Origin of the sequence: Micromonospora sp. WMMD730 (assembly GCF_049178955.1) — a bacterium.
GTDB lineage: Bacteria > Actinomycetota > Actinomycetes > Mycobacteriales > Micromonosporaceae > Micromonospora > Micromonospora wenchangensis.
The window spans coordinates 3077578-3099308 of sequence record NZ_JBMHML010000002.1 but is presented as its reverse complement, the minus strand read 5'-3'; the positions used below and the strand labels follow the sequence as shown (position 1 = coordinate 3099308).

20 protein-coding genes are annotated in these 21731 nt (G+C 74.9%); 12 read left to right on the top strand and 8 right to left on the bottom strand.

Translation table 11 applies throughout. From position 1 onward, the window contains the following. The first annotated feature begins 51 nt into the window (after window positions 1-51). Both ACN265_RS13570 and ACN265_RS13565 read left to right on the top strand, forming a co-directional pair. Window positions 52-1149, top strand: a complete 1098-nt coding sequence (locus tag ACN265_RS13570; RefSeq protein WP_420115404.1) for a serpin family protein — start codon at window positions 52-54, stop codon at window positions 1147-1149. A gap of 74 nt (window positions 1150-1223) precedes the next feature. Next, the gene (locus ACN265_RS13565; protein ID WP_421407819.1) at window positions 1224-2294 is read left to right on the top strand and encodes a Gfo/Idh/MocA family oxidoreductase; all 1071 of its coding nucleotides are present in this window, start codon (window positions 1224-1226) and stop codon (window positions 2292-2294) included. Window positions 2295-2322: 28 nt separating this feature from the next. On the opposite strand, the gene ACN265_RS13560 is transcribed toward ACN265_RS13565, so the two are convergent. Beyond that, on the bottom strand, window positions 2323-3588 hold the full coding sequence (locus tag ACN265_RS13560; protein ID WP_421407816.1) for an MFS transporter: 1266 nt from the start codon (window positions 3586-3588) through the stop codon (window positions 2323-2325). 109 nt (window positions 3589-3697) lie between these two features. Between ACN265_RS13560 and ACN265_RS13555 the strand changes: the two genes are divergently transcribed. From ACN265_RS13555 to ACN265_RS13540, 4 genes are all read left to right on the top strand, one after another. Continuing rightward, complete coding sequence (locus ACN265_RS13555) at window positions 3698-4558, top strand: class I SAM-dependent methyltransferase (RefSeq protein WP_357927738.1); 861 nt, start codon at window positions 3698-3700, stop codon at window positions 4556-4558. Between the two features lie 305 nt (window positions 4559-4863). After that, a complete protein-coding gene (locus tag ACN265_RS13550; protein WP_357927740.1) occupies window positions 4864-5355 on the top strand; it encodes a hypothetical protein in 492 nt (163 codons plus the stop codon). A 110-nt stretch (window positions 5356-5465) separates the two neighbouring features. Continuing rightward, window positions 5466-6098: a class F sortase gene (locus tag ACN265_RS13545; RefSeq protein WP_421407813.1), complete on the top strand. Its 633-nt coding sequence runs from the start codon at window positions 5466-5468 to the stop codon at window positions 6096-6098. Between the two features lie 71 nt (window positions 6099-6169). Continuing rightward, window positions 6170-7279 carry a magnesium and cobalt transport protein CorA gene (locus ACN265_RS13540; RefSeq protein ID WP_421407811.1) on the top strand — a complete coding sequence of 370 codons (1110 nt, stop codon included), beginning with the start codon at window positions 6170-6172 and terminating at the stop codon, window positions 7277-7279. A gap of 13 nt (window positions 7280-7292) precedes the next feature. Here the strand turns inward: ACN265_RS13540 and ACN265_RS13535 are convergent, their stop codons facing one another. After that, entirely contained in the window at window positions 7293-8297 is a 1005-nt protein-coding gene (locus ACN265_RS13535) for a phosphotransferase family protein (protein ID WP_421407809.1), read from the bottom strand. Between the two features lie 513 nt (window positions 8298-8810). Here ACN265_RS13535 and ACN265_RS13530 point away from each other — a divergent pair. Both ACN265_RS13530 and ACN265_RS13525 read left to right on the top strand, forming a co-directional pair. Further along, window positions 8811-9461 carry a C39 family peptidase gene (locus ACN265_RS13530; protein ID WP_357927746.1) on the top strand — a complete coding sequence of 217 codons (651 nt, stop codon included), beginning with the start codon at window positions 8811-8813 and terminating at the stop codon, window positions 9459-9461. Between the two features lie 63 nt (window positions 9462-9524). Then, window positions 9525-9920, top strand: a complete 396-nt coding sequence (locus ACN265_RS13525; RefSeq protein WP_421407807.1) for a YchJ family protein — start codon at window positions 9525-9527, stop codon at window positions 9918-9920. Between the two features lie 39 nt (window positions 9921-9959). Here ACN265_RS13525 and ACN265_RS13520 read toward each other — a convergent pair whose 3' ends face one another. The 4 genes from ACN265_RS13520 to ACN265_RS13505 form a co-directional block, all read right to left on the bottom strand. After that, a complete protein-coding gene (locus ACN265_RS13520) occupies window positions 9960-11213 on the bottom strand; it encodes an MFS transporter (protein WP_421407805.1) in 1254 nt (417 codons plus the stop codon). 205 nt (window positions 11214-11418) lie between these two features. Further along, on the bottom strand, window positions 11419-12420 hold the full coding sequence (locus ACN265_RS13515) for a mechanosensitive ion channel family protein (RefSeq protein WP_421407803.1): 1002 nt from the start codon (window positions 12418-12420) through the stop codon (window positions 11419-11421). A gap of 93 nt (window positions 12421-12513) precedes the next feature. Beyond that, entirely contained in the window at window positions 12514-14133 is a 1620-nt protein-coding gene (locus tag ACN265_RS13510) for a protein kinase domain-containing protein (protein ID WP_421407800.1), read from the bottom strand. 139 nt (window positions 14134-14272) lie between these two features. Beyond that, window positions 14273-14803, bottom strand: coding sequence for a MarR family winged helix-turn-helix transcriptional regulator (locus tag ACN265_RS13505; RefSeq protein WP_421407798.1), 531 nt, complete (start codon window positions 14801-14803; stop codon window positions 14273-14275). A 51-nt stretch (window positions 14804-14854) separates the two neighbouring features. Here ACN265_RS13505 and pip point away from each other — a divergent pair, with 51 nt between their 5' ends. From pip to ACN265_RS13485, 4 genes are all read left to right on the top strand, one after another. Continuing rightward, window positions 14855-15808: a prolyl aminopeptidase gene (gene pip, locus ACN265_RS13500; protein WP_421407796.1), complete on the top strand. Its 954-nt coding sequence runs from the start codon at window positions 14855-14857 to the stop codon at window positions 15806-15808. Between the two features lie 195 nt (window positions 15809-16003). Continuing rightward, a complete protein-coding gene (locus tag ACN265_RS13495) occupies window positions 16004-17137 on the top strand; it encodes a peptidoglycan-binding protein (RefSeq protein ID WP_421407794.1) in 1134 nt (377 codons plus the stop codon). A 58-nt stretch (window positions 17138-17195) separates the two neighbouring features. Beyond that, on the top strand, window positions 17196-18770 hold the full coding sequence (locus ACN265_RS13490) for a glutamate synthase-related protein (RefSeq protein WP_421407792.1): 1575 nt from the start codon (window positions 17196-17198) through the stop codon (window positions 18768-18770). A gap of 115 nt (window positions 18771-18885) precedes the next feature. Continuing rightward, window positions 18886-19257, top strand: coding sequence for a hypothetical protein (locus ACN265_RS13485; RefSeq protein ID WP_421407790.1), 372 nt, complete (start codon window positions 18886-18888; stop codon window positions 19255-19257). Between the two features lie 35 nt (window positions 19258-19292). Here the strand turns inward: ACN265_RS13485 and ACN265_RS13480 are convergent, their stop codons facing one another. Together ACN265_RS13480 and ACN265_RS13475 are read right to left on the bottom strand one after the other, a co-directional pair. Continuing rightward, window positions 19293-20759, bottom strand: coding sequence for an SDR family NAD(P)-dependent oxidoreductase (locus ACN265_RS13480; RefSeq protein WP_421407787.1), 1467 nt, complete (start codon window positions 20757-20759; stop codon window positions 19293-19295). A gap of 154 nt (window positions 20760-20913) precedes the next feature. Next, a complete protein-coding gene (locus ACN265_RS13475) occupies window positions 20914-21555 on the bottom strand; it encodes a hypothetical protein (RefSeq protein ID WP_204928380.1) in 642 nt (213 codons plus the stop codon). Between the last annotated feature and the right edge of the window lie 176 nt (window positions 21556-21731).

The following is a 21731-nucleotide window of genomic DNA, read 5'->3' as shown; positions in this document are numbered from 1 at the left end:
CACCACGCCGGGCGGGCACCCGACAGGGTGCGCCGGGTAGCCTGCCGCCCCATGAGCCCGCCCGCCAACGCCCTCACCGCCCGCTGGGCGGCCCGCCTGGACGACCGGCAGACCGTCCTGTCCGGTGCCGGGGCGTACCCGCTGCTCGCCCTGCTCGCCCGGTACGCCACCGGCCCGGCCCGCACCGAACTGCACGCCGTCGCCCCCACCCCGGCCACCCCGGTCGACTCCCCCACCACCCGCCTCGCGGCGGGCTTCTGGTCCCGGGCCGGACTGCCCCTGGGCCACCGGTGGCTGACCGAGGTGGACGCCTCGACCCGGGGCGAGCTGACCGGCGACCCGACCGTCGACCAGCCGCGTCTCGACCGGTGGGCGCACGACCACACCGACGGCCTGGTCCCCCGGATGCCCGTCCCGGTCGGCCCCGGCACCGCGCTGGTGCTGGCCACCGCGCTGAGCGTGCTCGTCGACTGGGCAACCCCGTTCCACCCCGCCCCCTGCCGACCGGCGACCGGGCCGTGGCAGGGCCGCACCCTGGCCGGACTGCACCGGGGCGGCGGCGACCCGACGGCGCTGCGGGTCGCCGACACCGCCGCCGGCCCGGTCAGCCTGCTCACCGTCACCGGGGACGCCGACGTCGACGTGCTGCTCGCCCTCGGCCCGCCCGGGCAACCCGCCGCCCGGGTGCTCCCCGCCGCGATCCACGCGCTCGACCACCCGGCGACCCTGCCCGCACCGGCCGGGCCCGGCGTCACCGAGGACACCGTCGACGGGCACGACGACCGGCCGGAGCTGCTGGTACGTACCGTCGGGTTCACCGTGACCGGCGAGCACGACCTGCTCGACCACGCCGACCTGTTCGGCCTCGCCACCGCCGCCCGCGACGGCGACCACTTCCCCGACATCAGCCCCCGCCTGTCGGTCTCCGACGCCCGGCAGAGCGCCCGCGCCGAGTTCACCGCCACCGGCCTGCGGGCCGCCGCCGTCACCGCCCTGGCCATGCGGGCCGGCGGCGCGGCACCCCGCGCCACCGTCCGGCGGCGCCGGGTACGCCTCGACGTGGACCGCCCGTTCGGTTTCCTCGCCGTGCACCGCCCCACCGGCCTGGTGCTGGTCGCCGGCTGGGTGACCGACCCGACGCCGGCCTGACACCGGACCCGCACCGACCGGCGCGTAGGTTCGGTGGGGACCGGACCACCGGCGGCGACGATCGGGGAACCAGCATGACGGACGGCACGCGGCACCCCCTGCGGGTCGGACTGCTCGGCTACGGCGTCGCCGGCCGGGTTTTCCACGCCCCGCTGATCGCCGCCACCGGCGGGCTACGGCTGGCCGCCGTCGTCACCGCCGACCCGCAGCGCCGGCAGCAGGTCGCCGACGAGCACCCCGACGCCCGGGTCGTCGACGACGCCGGGGCGTTGTGGGCCGACCCGGACGCCCTCGACCTGGTGGTGGTGGCCACCCCGAACAGCTCCCACGTCACCCACGCCCGGGCGGCGCTCGCCGCCGGGCTGCCGGTGGTGGTGGACAAGCCGCTCGCCGCCACCAGCGCCGACGCCCGCGCGCTGGTCGACGAGGCGGACCGCCGGGGCGTCGCGCTGACCGTGTTCCAGAACCGCCGGTGGGACGGCGACTTCCGCACCGTACGACGGCTGGTCGAGGCCGGCGCGCTCGGCCGGGTGACCCGGTTCGAGTCCCGTTTCGAACGCTGGCGGCCGCAGATCCGGGCCGGCTGGCGGGAGGGCGGCAGCCCCGCCGACGCCGGTGGGGTCCTCTACGACCTCGGCGCGCACCTCGTCGACCAGGCCGTGCAGCTGTTCGGGCCGGTCGACACCGTCTACGCCGAGGTGGACCGGCGTCGCCCCGGCGCGCAGGTCGACGACGACGCGTTCGTGGCGCTCACCCACGTCGGCGGGGTCCGCTCCCACCTGTGGATGAGCGCGGTCACCGCCCAGCTCGGCCCCCGGCTACGGGTCCTCGGCGACCGCGCCGCGTACACCTGCCACGGCCTCGACGGGCAGGAGGACGCGCTGCGTCGCGGCGGCCGGCCCGACGCCCCGGGCTGGGGCGAGGTCACCCCCGACCGGTACGGCCTGCTCGGCGCGGGCGACGACCTCCGCCCGACACCCACCGAACCGGGCCGCTACCAGGACTTCTACGCCCAGGTCGAGGCGGCGTTACGCGGCGACGGACCGCTGCCGGTGGACCCCCGGGACGCGGTACGCACGGTGGAACTGATCGAGCTGGCACACCGCAGTGCCGCCGAGCGGACCGTGCTCACCGTCCCCGCCTGACGGCGCGCGGGTGGGCTCCCCGCCCTCCTCACCCCGTGACCGCACCGGGCGCGGCGGCCGGTCGGGACGGCGTGCCGGCGTAGGCGGCGGCCACGGCGGCACGGTCGAACACCCGCCAGGTTCCCACCGCGACGACGAGGGCCACCACGAACCCCGCCCAGTAGGGCGTGGTCAGCCCGAACCTGCCGGCCACCACCCCGCCGAGCAGCGCGCCCGCGCAGTTGCCGCCGGCCGCGATGAACAGCGTCGTCGCACCGACCCGGCCACGCAGCTCCGACGGGGTCAGCCGCTGCCGCAGCGAATGGAACACGATCCCCCACAGGGCACCGTGCACCCCGAACGCGAACAGCGCGAACCCGACGAGCCAGGCGCTGGTCGAGGCGGCCAACGCCAGGTGCAGCCCCGCCTCCACCAGCAATCCCACCCGCACCGTCCAGGTCGCGCCGACCCGGGCGATGAGCCGGTCACCGACCACCGCGCCGAGCAGCCCCCCGGCCGACATGCTGGTGAACAGCAGCCCGTAGCCGACGGAGTCCAGGCCGAGACGTTCGGTCGCCAACAGCACCAGCACCGCCATCGCGGCCGTCAGGGTGAGGTTGAGCAGGCCGATCAGCACGGCCATCGCGCGCAGCAGCCGCTGGCCGATCAGGAACCGGAAGCCCGCGCCGATCTCCGCCCGCATCGACCGGGTGCCCACCGGGACGGCGTCCCCACCGCCCCGGAACGAGCCGCCGATCAGCGCGACGAGCACCGCGCTGAGGGCGTACGTGCCGGCGTTGGCGAGGAACGGGAGGCTCTCGGCGAAGACGAACAGGAACCCGCCGAGCGGGCCCGCCAGCATCCCCTGAGCCAGGGTGGTGCCGCCGCCGAGCCAGCCGTTGGCCCGTTCCAGCCGGGCCGTGGGCACGATCGTCGGCAACATCGCCTGGCTGGCCGACCGGAACACGATCTCACCGGTGTTCACCACGAACAGCACGGCGTACAGCAGCGGTATCCCGGCCCGCCCGGCCAGCATCGCCACACCCAGCGACACCAGTGCGACCACCCGCACCCAGTCGATGACCACCATCAACCGCCGCCGGTCCAGCCGGTCGACCAGCACCCCGCCGGGCAGCGCGAACAGCAGCCAGGGCAGCCACGACGCACCGGCGGCGGCAGCGACCACCAGCGGATCGTCGCTGCGGGCCGCCGCGTACAGCGGGGCCGCCACCGTGGCCATACCGCTGCCCAGCGCCGACAGCGTGCTCGCCGCCCAGAGCCGGCCGAACCGGGCGTCCAACCCTTCCCCCGTCACGGGCCGGCAACCTACCAGGCAGCTCTGACACCCACCGCCGGTCACCGGGCCCGTTACCGGCCGCCGAATTGCCGTTGAGCCGATCTGGCGCATCTGCCACCGTCAGCCGGTGACCGACGACGACGAGCCGGGCCGGCAGACGCCCGGCACCGACTACCGCACCCTCAACCGGGCCAGCTGGGACGACCGGGCCGCCGCCCACGCTGCCTCCCCGGACTACGCCGTGCAGCGGTTCGCCGCCGACCCGGGCTACCTCAGCGAGGTGGTCCGGTTCGACCTGCCCCGCCTCGGTGACGTGGCCGGGCTGCGCGGTGTGCACCTGCAGTGCCACATCGGCACCGACACCGTGTCGTTGCACCGGCTCGGCGCGCGGATGACCGGCCTGGACTTCTCCGGCGCGTCGCTGGCCCAGGCCCGGTCGCTGGCCGACCGCACCGACGCGGCCGTCGACTTCGTCCGGGCCGACGTGTACGACGCGCCCGACGTGCTCGGCGTCGGCGGTTTCGACCTGGTCTACACCGGCGTCGGCGCGTTGTGCTGGCTGCCGGACATCCGCCGCTGGGCGGGCGTGGTCGCCGCCCTGCTGCGTCCGGGCGGGCGGCTGTTCCTGCGTGAGGGGCACCCGATGCTGTGGGCCCTGGACGAGACCCGCCCGGACGGCGTGCTGGCCGTCGAGCACCCGTACTTCGAGCGCGCCGAACCGCTGGTGTGGGACGAGGGCGGCACCTACGTGAGCACCGAGGCCACCTTCACCCACAACACCACCCACGAGTGGAACCACGGCCTCGGGGAGGTGGTCACCGCCCTGCTCGACGCCGGGTTGGAGCTGACCATGCTGCACGAGCACGACAGCGCCCCCTGGGACGCGCTGCCGGGGCGGCAGACCCGCGACGAGCACGGCGAGTGGCGGCTGACCGAACGCCCGTGGCGGCTCCCCCAGACGTACACCCTCCAGGCCCGTCGACGCTGATCCCGGTTCCGGCGGGTCCGTCGCGTTTCGGGGCGGGCCCGCCGGTGGGTGGGCGCGACGGTCACCATCCCTAGAGCGTCCTAGGAGGCTGGGTTGTGGGGTCGGCGCGGGGTGTCCGCAGTGTCCGGGCATTTCCGCAGCTCGGTGGCGGACGGGAAAACACGTGACGGCAACGAAGATTTCTCATTTACCCCGGTAGGAGGGCCCATCCCTCCTAGTGTTGGGCACACCGGTGCTAGTTACGGAGTTGGCCACCCGAACGACGTCCCACGCAGACAGCGGACGAAAAGTGAGGGAAGACGCGTATGAAGGCACAGAAGGTTCTCGTATCGACGGCGCTCGGCGTGGGACTCGGCACGCTCCTGCTCCCGACCGCCGCACTCGCGGACACCACGGTGTCGCCGGCCACCACACCGGTCGGCGGGACGGTCGTGCTCACCGCGACGACCTGCAACCCGAAGGCGGGCGACGTGCTCTTCCACGTCACCGGCCCGGACCGGGACCAGAACGTCCGTTCCACCACCGCCGCGGCGGGCGGTGGGCTCAGCGCCGAACTCTTCACCGCCGGGTTCACCCTGGGCAGCTACACCGTGGCCGCCACCTGCGGCGACGGCAGCTCCGCCGGCAGCGCCACCTTCACCGTCACGCCGATCGGCGCGGCGCCCGCCGGGGCCGGTGGCGGCACCGGCAACACCGGCCTGCTGGCCGCCGGGGGCGCCCTCGCCGGTGCCGCCGCGCTCGGCACCACCGTGCTGCTGCGCCGCCGACGCCGGGCGGCGGCGGGCACCGTCGCCTGACGACACGACAGGCGTCGGTCGACGACGCGCCACACCATCCCTGGGGACGGGTGCCCGCACCGAACCGGTACGGGCACCCCGACCACATCGGACGTCGGGGAGGACGGGCGATGGGCGTACGCGAGTGGGCGGGCCGGACCCGCGCCGCCGTCACCGCGGTCACGGTCAGCGGCACCGCCGGGATCGCGCTGATCGCCGCCGGGCTGACCCTCGGACCGGTCGGCCCACCTCAGCCGAGCATCGACGTCAGCGGCGGCAACACCAGCCGCTCCCCGATCCCGGCCCTGCCCCGCTCCACCCCGGTGCGCATCGACATCCCCGCCATCGGCGTGCACGCCGACCTGGTGCCCGTGGCCGGCGACCCGAACGGCACCCTGGAGGTGCCGCCGCTGGACCAGCCCACCGTCGCCGGCTGGTACCGGCCCGGGGCCAGCCCCGGCGAGGCGGGCAACGCCGTCGTCGTCGGGCACGTCGACACCCGCGACGGGCCGGCGGTCTTCTTCGACCTGGGGCGGCTGCGCCCCGGGGACACCGTCCGGGTCACCCGCGCCGACGGGCGGGTGGTGCGGTTCGCGGTCGACGGCGTCGGGGCGTACCCGAAGCGGAACTTCCCCACCGCGATGGTCTACGGGCCGGGCGGACCGGGACCGACGCTGCGCCTGGTCACCTGTGGCGGACGGTTCGACGAACGGTCCCGCGACTACTCCGACAACGTCGTCGTACGGGCCACCGCCGTCGGCTGACCCGCCCCGCCCGGTGTCGCGCCGCCCTACTACGGTGGGCCGGCGGACGGGCGGCGAGGCGGAGGTACCCGGTGGAGCGGCGAGCGCTGACGACCCTGCTCGGACCCCGGCTCGGCACCCTGGTCGGCCGGCTGCGCCGACGTCCCGGGGACACCCCCGACCGGCCGGCCCGACGCTCCAACCCGGACGCCGTGGTCGACTGCGCGGTCTACGTCAACGGTCGCCGGGAGGCCGGCCGGCCGCACTACGCCGACGCGTACGCCCGCTCCCGACGCGGCCGCAACGCCTTCGTCTGGCTGGGCCTGCACGACCCGGGCGCGGCCGTGCTCGCCGCCGTCGGGCAGGTGTTCGGCCTCGACGAGCTGACCGTGGCGCAGGCGCTCGCCGACGGGCACCGCCCCACCGTGCAGCGGCACGGCCCGGTCACCCTGCTGGTGCTGCGCACCGCCGCCTACGTCGCCCAGGGCGAGCTGACCGCGACCTCCGACGTGGTGGACACCGGCGACGTGATGGTGCTGCTGGGCGACCGGTTCGTGGTCACCGTCCGGCACGGCGCGTCCGGCGCCCTCGCGCCGGTCCGCCGCGAGATCGAGGGCCGCCCGTCGCTGCTCGCCGAGGGCCCGTGGGCGGTGGCGTACGCGGTGACCGCCCGCATGGTCGACCTCTACCTCGAGGTCGCCGCCCACCTCGAACGGGACCTGGAACGCGTCGAGGAGACCGTCTTCGCCCCCGAGCACGCCGCCGACATCCAGCAGATCTACCAGCTCAAACGGGAGCTGGTCGAGTTCAAGCGGGCGGTCCTGCCGCTCCAGGAGCCGCTGCGTGCCCTGGTGGCCGGCCCCGACGGCGGCCTGCCGGCGGGGCTGCGCCGCTGGTACGTCGACGTGGAGGGCCGGCTCACCCGGGCGGTCGACCGGATCACCGCCTACGACGAACTGCTCAACTCGCTCCTGCAGTCCCGGCTGGCCCAGCTCGCCATCGACCAGAACAACGACATGCGCAAGATCGCGGCGTGGGCGGCGATCGCCGCCACCCAGACGGCGGTCGCCGGGGTCTACGGGATGAACTTCGCCCGGATGCCCGAACTGTCCTGGCGGTACGGCTACCCGGCCGCGCTGGCGCTGATGGCGACCGCGGCGTTCACCCTGCACCGGCTCTTCCGCCGCTCCGGCTGGCTCTGACCCCACCGCCCGGTCAGCTCCCGTCCAGGTCGGACAGTTCCTCGTCGAGCAGCCGCGTCAGGATCCGGAACCGGTCGGGTTCGGTCTCCACGGTGATCCCCCGGCTGGGCGCCTCCACCGTCATCAGCAGGTAGAGGTAGAGCCGGTAGAGGCCGAGCCGGCGGCGTACCCCCGGCTCGTCCAGCGTCACCCGCGCCCCGGCCGTGCGGTAGCCGCGCAGGAACGGGTCGTCCGGGGTGTCCTCGGCGCGGCGGAACAGCAGCGGCGACACCAGATCCAGCAGCGGGTCGCCGTACAGGAACCGCTCACCGTCGACCAGCCCGCCGAGCCGGTGCCCGCCGTCCGGGCCCGGTACGGCGAGGACGTTGCCCGCCCAGCCGTCGAAGTGCAGCAGCGCCGGACGACGCACCACGTCCAGCACCCCGGCGTGCCGGGCGACCAGGGCCCGCAACCGGTCGGCCGGCAGCGGCAGCGGCACCGCCCAGTCGGCCGCGTCGGCGAGGAGGTCGTCCAGCATCGCCGTGTACGCCGAGCGCCAGGTCGACCCGGCGGCCCGACCGCCGTCGTAGCCGTACCGGTCGCCGGTCACCCGGTGCAGGGCGGCGAACGCGGCACCCAACCCGGTCCACACCCCGTCGACCGGCGCGCCTTCGGCGACGAGGGTGTACAGCATCCGCCCGGGGAGGTGGCCGGTGAGCAGCCAGTCCCCGAGGACCGGGTCACTGCCGTGGTGCAGCAGCGGGGGCACGGGCACGGTCGGCGCGTGCGCCGCCACCAGCCGCAGGTAGCGTGCCTCGGCGCCGATCAGGTCGCGTTCGTAGCGCAGCAGCGGCACCGACGGCGGTGGCCCCACCTTGAGCACCACGGCACGCCCGTCGTCGAGCCGTACCCACCAGACGGCGGCGAATCCACCTCCGCGCAGTGGCCCGCAGTCGGTGACCCGCACGGCGGGCCCGAGGGAGGCCGCGACGTACCGGCGGACCTGGTCGGGGTCGAGGAGGCGTTGGGTGGGGCTCACCGGCGCCACCGGCCGTCCCGCTGTGCGACGTTCATGACCGTCCAGGCTAGCGGTGGACCGCCGCCCCGCTCCGGGGCGAGGACATGGGTTCGCCCCGGGCATCGCCGTCTGCGCGGAATGTCGGGTTCGCCCAGGTCGCCACCGCCCGCCTGCGCGGCACGCGGCCCGCCGGCCGGTACGGGGCGACGTCGCCGTCGGTGTCCGGTGGGCGGGCCGGCCTGGCGCGCGGTCACCGCCGGTGTGTCGCCTCCGGGGCCGGTGTCGCGTGGCCGGGGCCACCCCCACGGCGGAATCGTCGCCGGGGCCGGGGCGTTGTACCTGGCATACCACCGCCGCTCCCCGCGGGGAGCAGGCCCCGGACACCGACCACGGAATGCGGTCGCCACCGGGTTGGTTACACCTCCCCCGGACGCCCGAGCAGGTCCCCCCGACCGCCGCGCGCTTCCCTCCTGACTTCCGCGACGCCCTCTCCCCCCGGCGTCCACCGCACCCCCGACGCAGAGGAGCCTCCCCATGCGTACCGACATCCTGCGCAAGACCGCCCTGACCGTCGCCGGCCTGGCCGCCACCGCCGGTGGCGTCGCCGGCCCCGCGATCGCCGCCCACGCCGCCGGGACCACCCGCCCCGCCGCCGTCCAGGCCGACCGCAAGCCGGCCGGCGAGCGCGAGCTGAAGGTCGACTACGAGGCGCAGCCCAACTTCTACTACTGCGGCCCGGCCGCCGCCCGCAACGCGCTGAGCGTGCAGGGCAAGAACATCGACGTGGACACCATGGCCAAGCACATGCGCACCACCGAGGACGGCACCGACAGCATCAACGACATCACCCCGGTGCTCAACCGGGAGACCGGCCGCGACGCCTACCACAGCACCGAGATCCGCAGCAGCAAGGCCGACGACAAGCAGACCGACACGCTGCGCGCCGACATCGTCCGCGCCATCGACGACGGCCGCGCCGTGGTCGCCAACATCGCCGGCACCACCACCGACACCGACGGCAACGCCCACTCCTTCGAGGGCGGCCACTACATCAGCGTCACCGGCTACCACGACGACGGCAGGACCGTCACCATCGCCGACTCCGCCAACCCGGACACCGCCTCGTACCGCATCACCGTCGACAACCTCGGCGACTGGATCGCCAGCCGCGGCTACGCCTCCTGACCGCCGCACCCGGACGGGCCGACCCTGGGTCGGCCCGTCCGGCCTTTGCGGCAGGATGGGCGGGTGGCGAAACACGCGTCCCCTCGGCCCTGCCCCTGCGGCACCGGCCTGCCGTACGACGACTGCTGCGGGCCGCTGCACGCCGGCCACGGCACGGCCCCGACCGCGCAGGCGTTGATGCGTTCCCGGTTCAGCGCCTTCGCCGTCGGCGACGCCGACTACCTGCTGCGGAGCTGGCACTCCACGACCCGGCCCCGTCGGCTGCACCTCGACCCCGCCACCCGGTGGATCCGGCTGGAGATCGTCGACAGCACGCGCGGCGGCCTGCTGGACACCGCCGGCACGGTGACGTTCCGCGCCCACTACCGCGAGGCCGGGCAGCCGGGCACGATGGCGGAGCACAGCCGGTTCGTCCGCGAGGACGGCAACTGGGTCTACCTGGACGCGCTTGCGGACTGATCCCGGCACCGCCGCCGTGCCCGCTCCCGACGGGCCGGTTCACCGCGCCGCCGACGTCGTCGGGCGCTGCGGCGCCACCGGGCGGTCACCGGCCCGCCCCGACACCGCCAGCACCCCGGCCACCAGCAGGTACGGCACGGCCGCCGCCACGAACGCCAGCGGGTGCCCGCCGGTCGCGGCGAGCAGCGCGTAACCGGCGTAGGCCACGACCATGGCCAGGTCGGTGCCCATGCCCGCGACCGAGGTGACGGTGGCCCGTCCCGGGCCGGTGATCCGGTCCTGGAGGCGGGCGTCGGCGAGCACGGTGGCCAGTTGCAGCGCGCAGAACGCCACCCCGAGCAGCAGGAAGCCTCCCGGATGCCGGACGGCGGCCCCGGCGGCCAGGGCGACCGCGGCCAGGGTGAGCAGTGCCGCGTAGCCGCGGTCGGTCAGGCGTTCCGCCGCTGGGGCGAGCAGCCCGCCGACGGTCATCCCGAGCCAGACCGGCAGGAGCAGCAGCGGCACCGTGGACGCCGCGACGCCGGTGTCGCGGGCCAGCAGCGGGGCGTACTCGTCGAGGATTCCCCAGACCGCCGTCACCGCCGGGACGAGCAGCACGGCCGCCCGTACCCGCCGGTCGGCGCGGGCCTCGGCGAGACCGGCACGCAGGCCCGCCCGCCAGCCCGGCCCGGCCGGCCCGTCGGCGGGAGCGGTGGGCGGCGGGACGGGCCGGTGCTCCGGGAAGCGGGTGGCGACGGCGGCGGCGAGGACGGCGGACAGCACGCTCGCCGCACCGACCGCCCGGTAGCCGCCGGCGGCGAGGACCGGGCCGGCCAGCACCATCGAGGCGAGCACCCCGAGCACCCCGGCGGTCCGCCCCCGCCCCATCGTGCGGGCGTAGCGGCCGGCCGCGCCGAGCCGGTCGAGTTCGGTGTGGACCAACGCCTCCAGGGCGCCGGAGCCGAGCGCGCCGCCCGCCCCCCACAGGACGAAGCCGAGCGCGAACGCCCACCACGACCCGGCCAGCACCCACAGCGCGAAGCAGGCCCCGGTGAGCAGCGGCGCGAGGCAGAGCAGCAGACGTCGGGAGACGGCGTCGGCCCAGGCCCCGGAGGGGACCTCCAGCACGATCGCGGTCACCGACCAGATCACGAAGAGCGCGGAGATCTGTCCGACGGTGAGCCCGGTGTCGCTGAACAGCAGCACGTACACCGGGTAGAGCAGGACGAGATCACTGAGGAACAGGTAGCCGTAGAGCGTGACGGACAGCCGGCGGACACGGGTGTCGGGCACCCGCGCGGAGAGGAGATTCATCAGGGCCTTTCCCGGGGACGGAACGGACGCGGGAGGTGCGGCGTCCGTGGCGGTCCACGGTTTCGGCCTTCAGTGCCGGATCAACATCGCCAGGTCATGTGCCCGATGCTAGCCGGCTGCGGCCGTCGGCGCGGCCCCGGCGCGGTGTCCACCTGCCGACGGGGGCGGAGCCTGCTGCGGCGTCCGCCCCCGTCGCGCGGCACGGTCAGCGGCCGGGGGTGTCCGGGGCCACCGGGGGGATGACCATGGTGGCCTCGCTGTCGGTGGCGGGACCGTCGGCCGGTCCGGCCTGGCGCGGCACGACCTGGGTCGCCTCGACGTCGTCGGGGCGGGTCACCACCTGGGTACGTTCGGCGTCGTCGTCCACCGCCACCGCCGCAGGCGGCGTGGGGGAAACCGGCGCGGGCGCGGGCGGGGCGGGGACCGGGGCGGCTGGGGCGGGCGTGGTGGGCACCGGCTGGGTGCGTTCGGCCTCCGCGTACGGGTCCAGCCGGGTCTCGACGTCGCGCCGGCCGGCCTGGTAGGCGCGGGCGTGGGTGGCGATGGTGCGCGACTCCTGCTCGGCGCGGGTCAGCCAGGACTCCCAGCGGGCCTGCATCGGGCGGATCAGCCCACCGCCGACCCCGACGACGAGGATGCCGCCGACGGTGGCGAGCACGGCGACCAGCACCGGCGTGGTGACCGCGGTGGCGACGCCGATCTGGTTGAGCGCGGCGATCACCCCCAGGCCGAGGATGAACACCGAGGCGATGTTGGCCAGCACCCGGCCGTAGGACAGACCCCCGAGCGCGCTGCTGATGATGTCCTTGACCGCGTTGGCGATGGCGGCGGCGACGACCACGATGACGATCGCGACGAACGCCCGGGGCAGCCAGGCGATCACGCCGGCGATGAGGTCGGAGATCGGGTTGGGGCCCCAGATGCCGAAGGCGAGCTGGAGGGTCACCAGCAGCACCCCGTAGTAGGCGAGCTTGGCGACGATGTCGCTGGCGTCGTAGCGGGAACGGGCCAGCGCGGTCTTGATGCCGCCCCGTTCGACGGCCCGGTCGAAGTGCACCCGTTCCAGCACCTTGTCGACGATCCTGCGGACGGCCTTGGCGATCAGCCAGCCGGCCACCAGGATCGCCACGAAGGCGACCGCCTTGGGCAGGAAGAGCAGCACCGCCCGTAGGGCGTCGCCCACCGCGTCGCTGAACTTGTCTGTCATCCGTGGTCCTCCACCGTCAGCTCGGTCGGCCCCCGAAGCTACCCCCGGCCCGGTCGCCGGAAACCCCACGGGCCCGGCACCCGGCCGGCCCGGTCAGCGCGACGTGCAGGCGGGCAGCAGCGACACCACGACCGGGCCGGTGGGCGCCGAGGCGTTGCCGGCGTCGTCGACGGCGACGACCTGGACCGGGATCCGGGCGGTCGCCGAGGGTGCCGGCAGGTCGCCGAGGGTGCCCTGGAAGACGTCCGGCGCGGTCTGGTCCATGCCGACGGTCCGGGTGGCACCGTCGAGGGTGTACCGGAACACCACCCGGAGTCCGTCGCCGGCGGCCCGGTCGTCGACGACCGTCGCGGTGACCGTGGTCGCGGTGACCCCGTTGACGCAGCCCTGCGGCTCCACGGTGGTCGGGGTGACGTCGGGGGTGGACACGGTCGGCGGCGACACGTCCGGCGGCAGGAGCGGGACGTTCGGCGTCGTCGGCGGCGAGGGGCTCGGGGTGCGTACCCGGGTGGTGGTCGCGGCGGCGGACCGGGTCGGGGCGGTGCTGGTCGGCGCACCGGCGGTGCTCGCCGCCGGGGTGGGGCTGCGGCTCGGCTCGGCCGGCACGACGGTGATGGCCGGCGCGGCGGCCAGCGGCGCGGGGCTGCGGGTGGCGGCGGCGGTCGCGCCCGGCCCGACGGCGCCGTCGGCGAGGGTGAGCGGCCCGGACCGCCGGGCGGCGACACCCAGCGCGACGACGCCGACCAGCAGGGTGGCGGTCAGGCCCACCCCGACCAGGACGCTGCGCAGGCCGCCGCGCCGCAGGGCCGGGTGGGGACCGGCGTCGGGGGCGTCCGCCGCCTCGCCGGCTCCGGGTGCCCCGTCGGGCAGGGGGAGGGACGCGGCGAGCAGCGCGACACGCTGGGCGAGCTGACGCCGGCCGCGTTCCTCCCAGTCCCCGCCGTACGAGCGGGCGGCGGTGTGTTCCAGCTCGGTGAGGAAGATCTCGGCCGGCTGGGTACGGTCGCCGGGGCACCAGGCCAGCCCGTGCCGGAGCAGGTCGTGCACGGGTGCCGGGGTCGGGGCGTCCGGGACCGGCGCGGCGCTGTGCTGGGCGCGCAGGGTCGCCAGGTCCCGCCCGTCGTAGGGGGGTCGCCCGGTGAGGCACTCGGCGAACGTGGCGGTGGCGGCGTAGATGTCGCCGGCCGGCTCGGCGGGGGCGCCCGTCCACTGTTCGGGGGCCAACCGGCGGCCGGTGCCGGTGGGCAGGACGACGGCGAAGTCGGTGAGCTTGCCCCGCCCGTCCGGGGTGACGAGGACGTTCTCCGGCCGGTGGTCGCCGTGCACCACGCCCCGGGCGTGCGCGGCGGCGAGCCCGGCGAGCGAACTCTTGAGGACGTGGAGCGCGGCCTCCGGCGGGACCGGGCCGTGCGCGCGCAGCAGGTCGCGCAGCGTCACCCCGTTGACCAGTTCGGTGACGATCGCGGCGGCGGAGTGCGACTCGGCGTACTCGAAGAGCCGGCAGACGTGCGGATCGTCCACGTCGACCAGCAGCCGCGCCTGCTCCCGGAAGGCCATCCGGAAGGCGGGGTCGGCGCCGAGGGACGGGGTGAGGTAGCGGATGGCGACCGGGGTGCCGGTGGCGTCGTGGGTGGCGAGCAGCACCCGGCCGGACGCGCCCGTGCCGAGCTGCCGTACCGGGGTGTAGCCGGACAACCGCCAGTCGCCGGTCACCCGCCGGCCTTTCCGGTCCGCCGGGACTGGTCACAGGTCAGGGCCACACTGATCATTCTTACCCGGGTCGAGCTGCGGTCCATCGGCGCAACGGTTGTTTCCTCGCGTCCGGACGTCCGGCTGCGGAGATTGTTTCCGGTCACCCGGTCGGGGTCGCCGGCCGGTCGTCCGGGTCGTGGCCGGTCGGGCGGGCGAACTGCGGGGCGACGTCGGCGACGCGTTGCCGCATCGACCGCCGCCGCAGCGCGGCCAGGGCCTCGTCGACGAGGCGGCTCAGCGGGTACGCCAGCTCCGCCTCGAACCGGCGGGCGGCGGTGGCGGTGGCGGTGTACTCGGCGTGCAGGACGGGCAGCAGGTCCCGGGCCCGGTCGGTGGGGGTGACGATGCGGTGCCGGGCGTCGACGCCGGGGGTGAGGGTGACCAGCCCGTCGGCGGCCATCCGGGCGATCGTCTGGCTGGCGGCGGAGTGGGTCACCCCGGTCGCCCCGGCGAGGGTACGGATGGACGCCGGGCCGAGCCGGTCCAGCGCGATCAGCACCGGGGTGTATCGGGGTCGGAAGCCGGGCAGCCCGAGGTCGGCGTAGACGGCGGCGACGTCGCCGTCGAGCAGTTCGAGCAGGTGCCGCAGCCGGGTGCCGAGCAGTGCGGGGTCGGACGTTTCGTCGGGCATGCCGTAATGTAACAGCGCTGTTGTATCTCGCGACCCCGGGGAGGTCCACCGATGGACGAGCGGTACCCGCCGATCGAGCCGTACGACCAGGGCATGCTCGACGTCGGCGACGGCAACGCGGTCTACTGGGAGGTCTGCGGCAACCCGGCGGGCCGCCCGGCGCTGGTCGTCCACGGTGGACCGGGCTCGGGCTGCGGCCCGTGGGCCCGGCGGTACTTCGACCCGGCCCGCTACCGGGTGGTCCTGTTCGACCAGCGCAACTGCGGACGCAGCACCCCGCACGCCGCCGACCCGGCCACCGACCTGCGGCACAACACGACCGCCCACCTGGTCGCCGACATGGAACGGCTGCGCGAGCACCTGGGCGTCGACAGGTGGCTGCTCTACGGCGGCTCGTGGGGCTCGACGCTGCTGCTGGCGTACGCGCAGCGGCACCCGCAGCGGGTGTCGGCGATCGTGATCGGGGCGGTCACCACCACCCGCCGGTCGGAGGTCGACTGGCTCTACCGGGGTGTCGGCAGGTACTTCCCCCGCGAGTGGGAACGGTTCCTCGCCGGCGGCGGCGTCGGCCCGGACGACGACGTGGTCGGCGCGTACGCCCGGCTGGTGGAGGATCCGGACCCGGCGGTCCGCGAGCGGGCGGTGCGGGACTGGTGCGCCTGGGAGGACGCGGTGGTCTCCGCCGAGGGGGTGGGCAACCCGTACGGCGACCGCCCGTCGGCCGAGCGGACCGCGATGGTCCGGATCTGCGCGCACTACTTCTCGCAGGGGGCCTGGCTGGCCGAGGGTGAGCTGATCCGGCGGGCCGACCGGCTCGCCGGCATCCCGGGGGTGCTGATCCACGGCCGGGTCGACCTGGGCAGCCCGCTGGCCACCGCCTGGGAGCTGCACCGGGCCTGGCCGGATTCGCGCCTGCACGTGGTCGAGGGGGCGGGTCACTTCGGCACGGTGCAGACCCGGCGGCACCTGTTGGCCGCCCTGGACGACTTCGCCGTCGCCGGCTGAGCGGTCGACCCGGGACCCCGACGGCAGGAAATTCGGACAGTTCTGCCCGGCACGCCGCAACGATGGGCAGAATCGATCGATGACGCCCTCTAGCGCCGACCGCCGGGGTGGCAATATCCTCCATCTCACGCGCAATCGTTGGAGCTAGTTTTCAGATTCGTCGCCAGTGCCGTCGCCGGTCGCCGAGGAGATGCCATGCCCGTCGTACGCCCCGCACTCGACCGTCGTACGCTGCTGCGGGCCGGCCTCGGCGCGGCCACCGTCGCGGTCGTCGGCTCCGAACTGGCCCTGCCGGGCGAGGCCCGGGCCGCCGCCCCCGGCGCGGACCTGGACTGGATCATCGGGTGCGACGAGTGGGACGCCCGCCCGCCGGCCGACCCGCTGTCGGTCAGCACGATCCCCACCAACAAGATCATCGTGCACCACATGGCCTTCCCGAACGTCACCGACTACTCCCGCGAGCAGGCGGTCACCCTGGCCCACGACTGCCAGGACCTGCACATGGACGGCAACGGCTGGTCGGACACCGGCCAGCACTTCACCGTCAGCCGGGGCGGGTACGTCCTGGAGGGACGGCACGGCAGCCTGGAGCGGTTGCGGGCCGGCGACCGGCAGATGATCTCGGCGCACTGCCCCGGCGAGAACGGCCGGGCCATCGGCATCGAGAACGAGGGCACCTACGTCACCGACACCCCGCCACAGGCGCTGCTCGACTCGCTGGTCCGGCTCTGCACCACCATCTGCCGGCAGTACGGCCTGCACGCCCACGACATCTTCGGCCACTGGGACTTCCGCGCCACGCTCTGCCCCGGCGCGCAGTTCTACCGCCTCTTCCCCGGCGTACGCCGGGAGGTGTTCCGCCGGCTCGGCACCCGCCCGGTCGACGTGCCGGAGCGCCGCTGGCCCGACCTGTGGCGCTTCGTCAACGCCCCCGGCGTCCAGGTCGCCCAGTACCTGCTGGCCTACCGGGGCTACCCGGTCACCCCGAGCGGCACGTTCGACGCCGCCACCGTCGCCGCCGTCGGCGACTGGCAGGCCCGCAACGGCATCCCCGTCGACGTCGACGCCACCCTGACCGCCCCCACCTGGGAAACCCTCGCGCCCGAACTGGACCGCGACGCCACCGGCCTGCCCGTGCAGGCGGTGCAGTTCATCCTGAACTGGAAGGGCTACGCCGACGTCACCGTCACCGGCAGCTACGACCCAGCCACCCGCCGCGCCGTGCAGGACCTCCAGGCGCTGCACAATCTGCCCCGCACCGGCCGGGTCTCCACCAGCACCTGGTGCGCCCTGGTCGGCGGCATCGTGCGGCAGTCGCTGCGGCGCTGACCACACGCCACGCGGGCAGGCCGTTTGGGCGGCGGCGGCAGCGGGGAGTGTGGCCGGCATGACGTGGGCCCGCCGTACCGTACCCGTGATCGCCGCCGCCGTCGCCGGCCTGGCCGCCCGGGACGTCCTCCAACGTGACCATGCGCTGCTGCGCAACTTCCCGCTGGTCGGGCGGGCCCGCTACCTGCTGGAGGCGATCGGTCCGGAGCTGCGGCAGTACATCGTCGCCGGAAACGACGAGGAACGCCCGTTCACCCGGGACCAGCGGCGGTGGATCTACGCCTCGGCCAAGCAGGAGAACAACTACTTCGGGTTCGGCACCGACAACGACGTCGAACGCAGCCCCGGCTACCCGATCATCAAACACCGCACGTTCGCCCGAACCGTCCCGTCGTCGGTTCCGGCCGCCGGGCACGACGTACGGCTGCCGGCGGCCAAGGTGCTCGGCGGGCCACGCGGCCGGGCGAAGGCGTTCCGCCCCGGGTCGGTGGTCAACATCTCCGGGATGAGCTTCGGCTCGCTGTCCGGCAACGCGGTGTCCGCCCTCAACCAGGGGGCGGCGCTGGCCGGCTGCCTGCAGAACACCGGCGAGGGCGGCCTGTCGCCGTACCACCGTCACGGCGGCGAGCTGGTCTTCCAGCTCGGAACGGCGTACTTCGGCTGCCGGGACACCCGGGGCCGGTTCGACCTCGCCCGGCTGCGCGACCTAGTCGCCGGGGCACCGGTGCGGGCCCTGGAGATCAAACTCAGCCAGGGCGCGAAGCCCAGCCTGGGCGGGCTGCTGCCCGGGGCGAAGGTGTCCGCCGAGATCGCCGCCACCCGGGGGATCACCCCCGGGCAGGACTGCGTCAGCCCGTCGCGACACGCCGAGTTCTCCGACTGCGACAGCCTGCTGGACTGGGTGGAGCTGCTGGCCGCCGAGACCGGGCTGCCGGTCGGCATCAAGTCCGCCGTCGGCGACCTGGGGTTCTGGGAGGAGCTGACCACGCTGATGCGCGACACCGGCCGGGGCGTCGACTTCGTCACCGTCGACGGCGGCGAGGGCGGCACCGGCGCCGCACCGCTCATCTTCACCGACTCGGTGTCGCTGCCGTTCCAGCAGGGCTTCGCCCGGGTCTACCGCACCTTCGCCGAGCGGGGGCTGCACGAGCAGACCGTCTTCGTCGGCGCGGGCAAGCTCGGCCTGCCGGACAACGCGGTGGTGGCCTTCGCGCTCGGCTGCGACCTGGTCAACGTGGGCCGGGAGGCGATGCTGGCGATCGGCTGCATCCAGGCGCAGAAGTGCCACACCGACACCTGCCCCACCGGGGTGGCCACCCAGAACGCCTGGCTGGCCCGGGGCCTGGACCCGGCCCGCAAGTCGGTGCGGGCGGCCAACTACATCGGCACCCTGCGCCGGGACCTGGTCAAGGTGGCCGAGGCGTGCGGGGTCGAGCACCCGGGGCTGATCGACACCGACGCCATCGAGATCCTCGACGGCCGGACCTCGGCCCGCCCCCTGCGGGAGGTCTACGGCTACCAACCGCAGTGGGGGCTGCCGTCGGCGGCCGACCGGGCGGAGATCGCCCGACTGATGGCCGGCGAGGCGCCCCGGGGCGGCAGCGCACTCCCCTCGGCCACCGCCCAGGGCTGACCCGGTTCCCTCCTGCGGGGACGCCGAGCCATCCGACCCGACCGGGAAACGCCCCGATTGCCCGACTGATCCGTCGGGGCTTCCCGGTCGCCGTCGGCTCGGGCATGCTGGACCGATGGGAGAGGTACTGCCGATGCCCAGCTTCGGTGACCTGTTCACCGACACGCGGGGCGACGACCGGACGATGCGGGTCAGCTACCACCCGGAGCGGGCAGCGGTGGTGCTGTCCCTGTGGAGCGGAACGACCTGCCGGGGGTCGTTCCGGATGGCCCTCGACGACGTGTCCCGGCTGCGCGCCGTGCTGGCCGAGATCGAGGCGTCGTCCACCCCGACCACGGTGCTGCCGGCCGTCCCGCCCGCCGGCGGGCCATCCGGTCCGCTCGACGCTACCGCCCCGGTCGCGCCGAGATCACCGGCCGTCGACCAGACCGGCGACATCTCGGGCACCGCCCACCGGGGCATGCTGCCGGTCCCCCGGGTGGCCTGACGCGGCGGATCGCGTCCCGGGCTGCCCCGTGCCGCTCACCAGGCGCAGGGCGCGTAGTCCTTCAGGAAGTAGCCGTACAGTTCCTCGCCCCGCTCGCCACGCACGATCGGGTCGTACACCCGGGCGGCCCCGTCGACCAGGTCCAGCGGGGCGTGGAACCCCTCGTCGGCCAGGCGCATCTTCGTCGGGTGCGGGCGCTCGTCGGTGATCCACCCGGTGTCGACGCTGGTCATCAGGATGCCGTCGGCGCGCATGTCCTCGGCGCTGGTGCGGGTGAGCATGTTCAGCGCCGCCTTCGCCATGTTGGTGTGCGGATGCCCCGCCCCCTTGTAACCCCGGGCGAACTGCCCCTCCATCGCCGACACGTTCACCACGTACGCCCGCCCGGTCGGCGCGGCGGCCAACGCCGGCCGGAGCCGACTGACCAGCACGAACGGGGCGGTCACGTTGCACAGCTGCACCTCGAGCAGCTCGACCGGGTCGACCTCGTGCACCCGCTGCACCCAACTGTTGGTGTCCCCCAGGTCGGGGGCGAGCCCACCGGCGTCCACGGCGGTGGCGGCGGCGATCCGCTCCGGCGTGGCGGACCGGCCGGTCAACGCCAGCGCGGTGAGCGCGTGCGGGGCGATGGTGGGTGTCGGCAGGGTGCCCTCGGGCAGCGCCAGGGTGACGCCCCGGCCACCGGTGAAGGTGAGCAGCTCCGGCAGCGGTCCCTCGGGCAGTGCCGCCGCCTCGGCGGCGACCAGGTGGGCGTACGCGCCGGGGGTGCGGCGGACGGTCTGCGCGGCGTTGTTGATCAGGATGTCCAGCGGGCCCTGCGCGGCGACCGAGTCGGCAAGCGCCACCACCTGGGCGGGATCGCGCAGGTCGATGCCGACCACGCGCAGCCGGTGCAGCCAGTCGGCGCTGTCGGGCATGGCGGTGAACCGGCGGACCGCGTCGTGCGGGAACCGGGTGGTGATCGTGGTGTGCGCGCCGTCGCGCAGCAGGCGCAGCGCGATGTACATGCCGATCTTGGCGCGGCCCCCGGTGAGCAGGGCCCGCCGCCCGGTCAGGTCGCACCGGGCGTCGCGGCGTTCCCGGTTGAGCGCGGCGCAGTCGGGGCAGAGCTGGTGGTAGAACGCGTCCACCTGGCGGTACCGGGTCTTGCAGATGTAGCAGCCGCGCGGGTTGATCAGCGTTCCGGCGGTGTCCCCGGCGGTGGGTGAGGCCAGCGGGATGCCCTTGGTCTCGTCGTCGATCCGCCCCGGGGCACCGGTGGCGGTGGCGGCCGTCACGGCCCGGTCGTGCGCCAGGACGGCGTCCCGCCGTTCCTCGCGTCGCCGCTGCTTCACCATCTTGAACAGCCGGGCGGTGGCGCGCTGCACCCGCACCACGTCCGGGTGGTCGCTGGGCAGCGACTCCAGCGCCGCGAAGACCCGCAGCGCGACCGCCAGCTCGTCCTGGTCGACGCCGGGGGTGCCGGCGTCGGGGACCGGTTGTCCGACGTTGTCCACCGTCATGTCCGCTATCGTCCCGCCCTCGCGTCCGGGGCCGACCGCCGGCCCGACCCGGGAACTCTACGCACCCGCGACGGGCCGACGCGACGCGCGGGGCTCGACGTCGGCGGTGAGCCGGGCCACGGCCCCGTCCGGAGCCGCAGCCCGAGCCCGCCCGTCAGGGCAGCCTGATGCTCTTGGTGTTCGGGAAGCTGTACGGGCAGGACGCCGACGAGCCGGTGCCGACCACGACATAACCGGCGGGGATCGGCGAGGCCGAGCAGATGACGGTGATGCCCGTGGTGGACGGGGTGGTGATGGTCCAGGTGTTGGGGAAGCTGTACGGGCAGGACGCCGACGAGCCCTGCGCGACGATCACGAAACCGGACGGCAGGGTGGACGCCTTGCACATCACGCTCGCCGAGCCGGTCGGCGGGATCTTGATGGTCCACGTGTTGGGGAAGCTGTACGGACAGGACGCCGACGACCCCTCCGCCAGGATCACGTAGCCGGGCGGGATGGTGGAGACCTTGCACACGACGGTGGTCGAGGTGGTCGACGGCGTGGTGATGGTCCAGGTGTTGGGGAAGCTGTACGGGCAGGACGCCGACGACCCCTCCGCCACGATCACGTAGCCGGCGGGGATCGGGGAACTCTTGCAGATCGTCGTGGTCGCGGCGCTGGCCGGCGTGGCGACGGTGAACGTGGCGGCCACCCCCGCGACCAGGACGGCGAGGGCGGCCAGGACGGCGCGCAGGGGGGTGGTCGTTCCCGGGCCCCGCCGCCGCAGCGGCAGGCCCGTCCGGGCGATCCAGTTCACGCGGGATTCCCTTCACTCACGGAGTGCGCGACTACCGAGGGCGTCGTTGCCGATACGCGCTGTGAGCATAATGGACGCTCGGGGGTCGCCCGGCAACCCCCGGCCCTGACCCGGAAGCAATGAGGGGCGGACAGCGGTACCGCCGGCCGCCAGGCTCCCACCGACGGGACACTGCC

Coding starts and splice junctions, on each gene's coding strand:
- ACN265_RS13490 (WP_421407792.1), top strand. CDS start 17,196: ATGACGTGGGCCCGCCGTACCGTACCCGTGATCGCCGCCGCCGTCGCC.
- ACN265_RS13520 (WP_421407805.1), bottom strand. CDS start 11,213: ATGAATCTCCTCTCCGCGCGGGTGCCCGACACCCGTGTCCGCCGGCTG.
- pip (WP_421407796.1), top strand. CDS start 14,855: ATGGACGAGCGGTACCCGCCGATCGAGCCGTACGACCAGGGCATGCTC.
- ACN265_RS13545 (WP_421407813.1), top strand. CDS start 5,466: ATGGGCGTACGCGAGTGGGCGGGCCGGACCCGCGCCGCCGTCACCGCG.
- ACN265_RS13570 (WP_420115404.1), top strand. CDS start 52: ATGAGCCCGCCCGCCAACGCCCTCACCGCCCGCTGGGCGGCCCGCCTG.
- ACN265_RS13515 (WP_421407803.1), bottom strand. CDS start 12,420: ATGACAGACAAGTTCAGCGACGCGGTGGGCGACGCCCTACGGGCGGTG.
- ACN265_RS13565 (WP_421407819.1), top strand. CDS start 1,224: ATGACGGACGGCACGCGGCACCCCCTGCGGGTCGGACTGCTCGGCTAC.
- ACN265_RS13550 (WP_357927740.1), top strand. CDS start 4,864: ATGAAGGCACAGAAGGTTCTCGTATCGACGGCGCTCGGCGTGGGACTC.
- ACN265_RS13485 (WP_421407790.1), top strand. CDS start 18,886: ATGGGAGAGGTACTGCCGATGCCCAGCTTCGGTGACCTGTTCACCGAC.
- ACN265_RS13480 (WP_421407787.1), bottom strand. CDS start 20,759: ATGACGGTGGACAACGTCGGACAACCGGTCCCCGACGCCGGCACCCCC.
- ACN265_RS13495 (WP_421407794.1), top strand. CDS start 16,004: ATGCCCGTCGTACGCCCCGCACTCGACCGTCGTACGCTGCTGCGGGCC.
- ACN265_RS13505 (WP_421407798.1), bottom strand. CDS start 14,803: ATGCCCGACGAAACGTCCGACCCCGCACTGCTCGGCACCCGGCTGCGG.
- ACN265_RS13530 (WP_357927746.1), top strand. CDS start 8,811: ATGCGTACCGACATCCTGCGCAAGACCGCCCTGACCGTCGCCGGCCTG.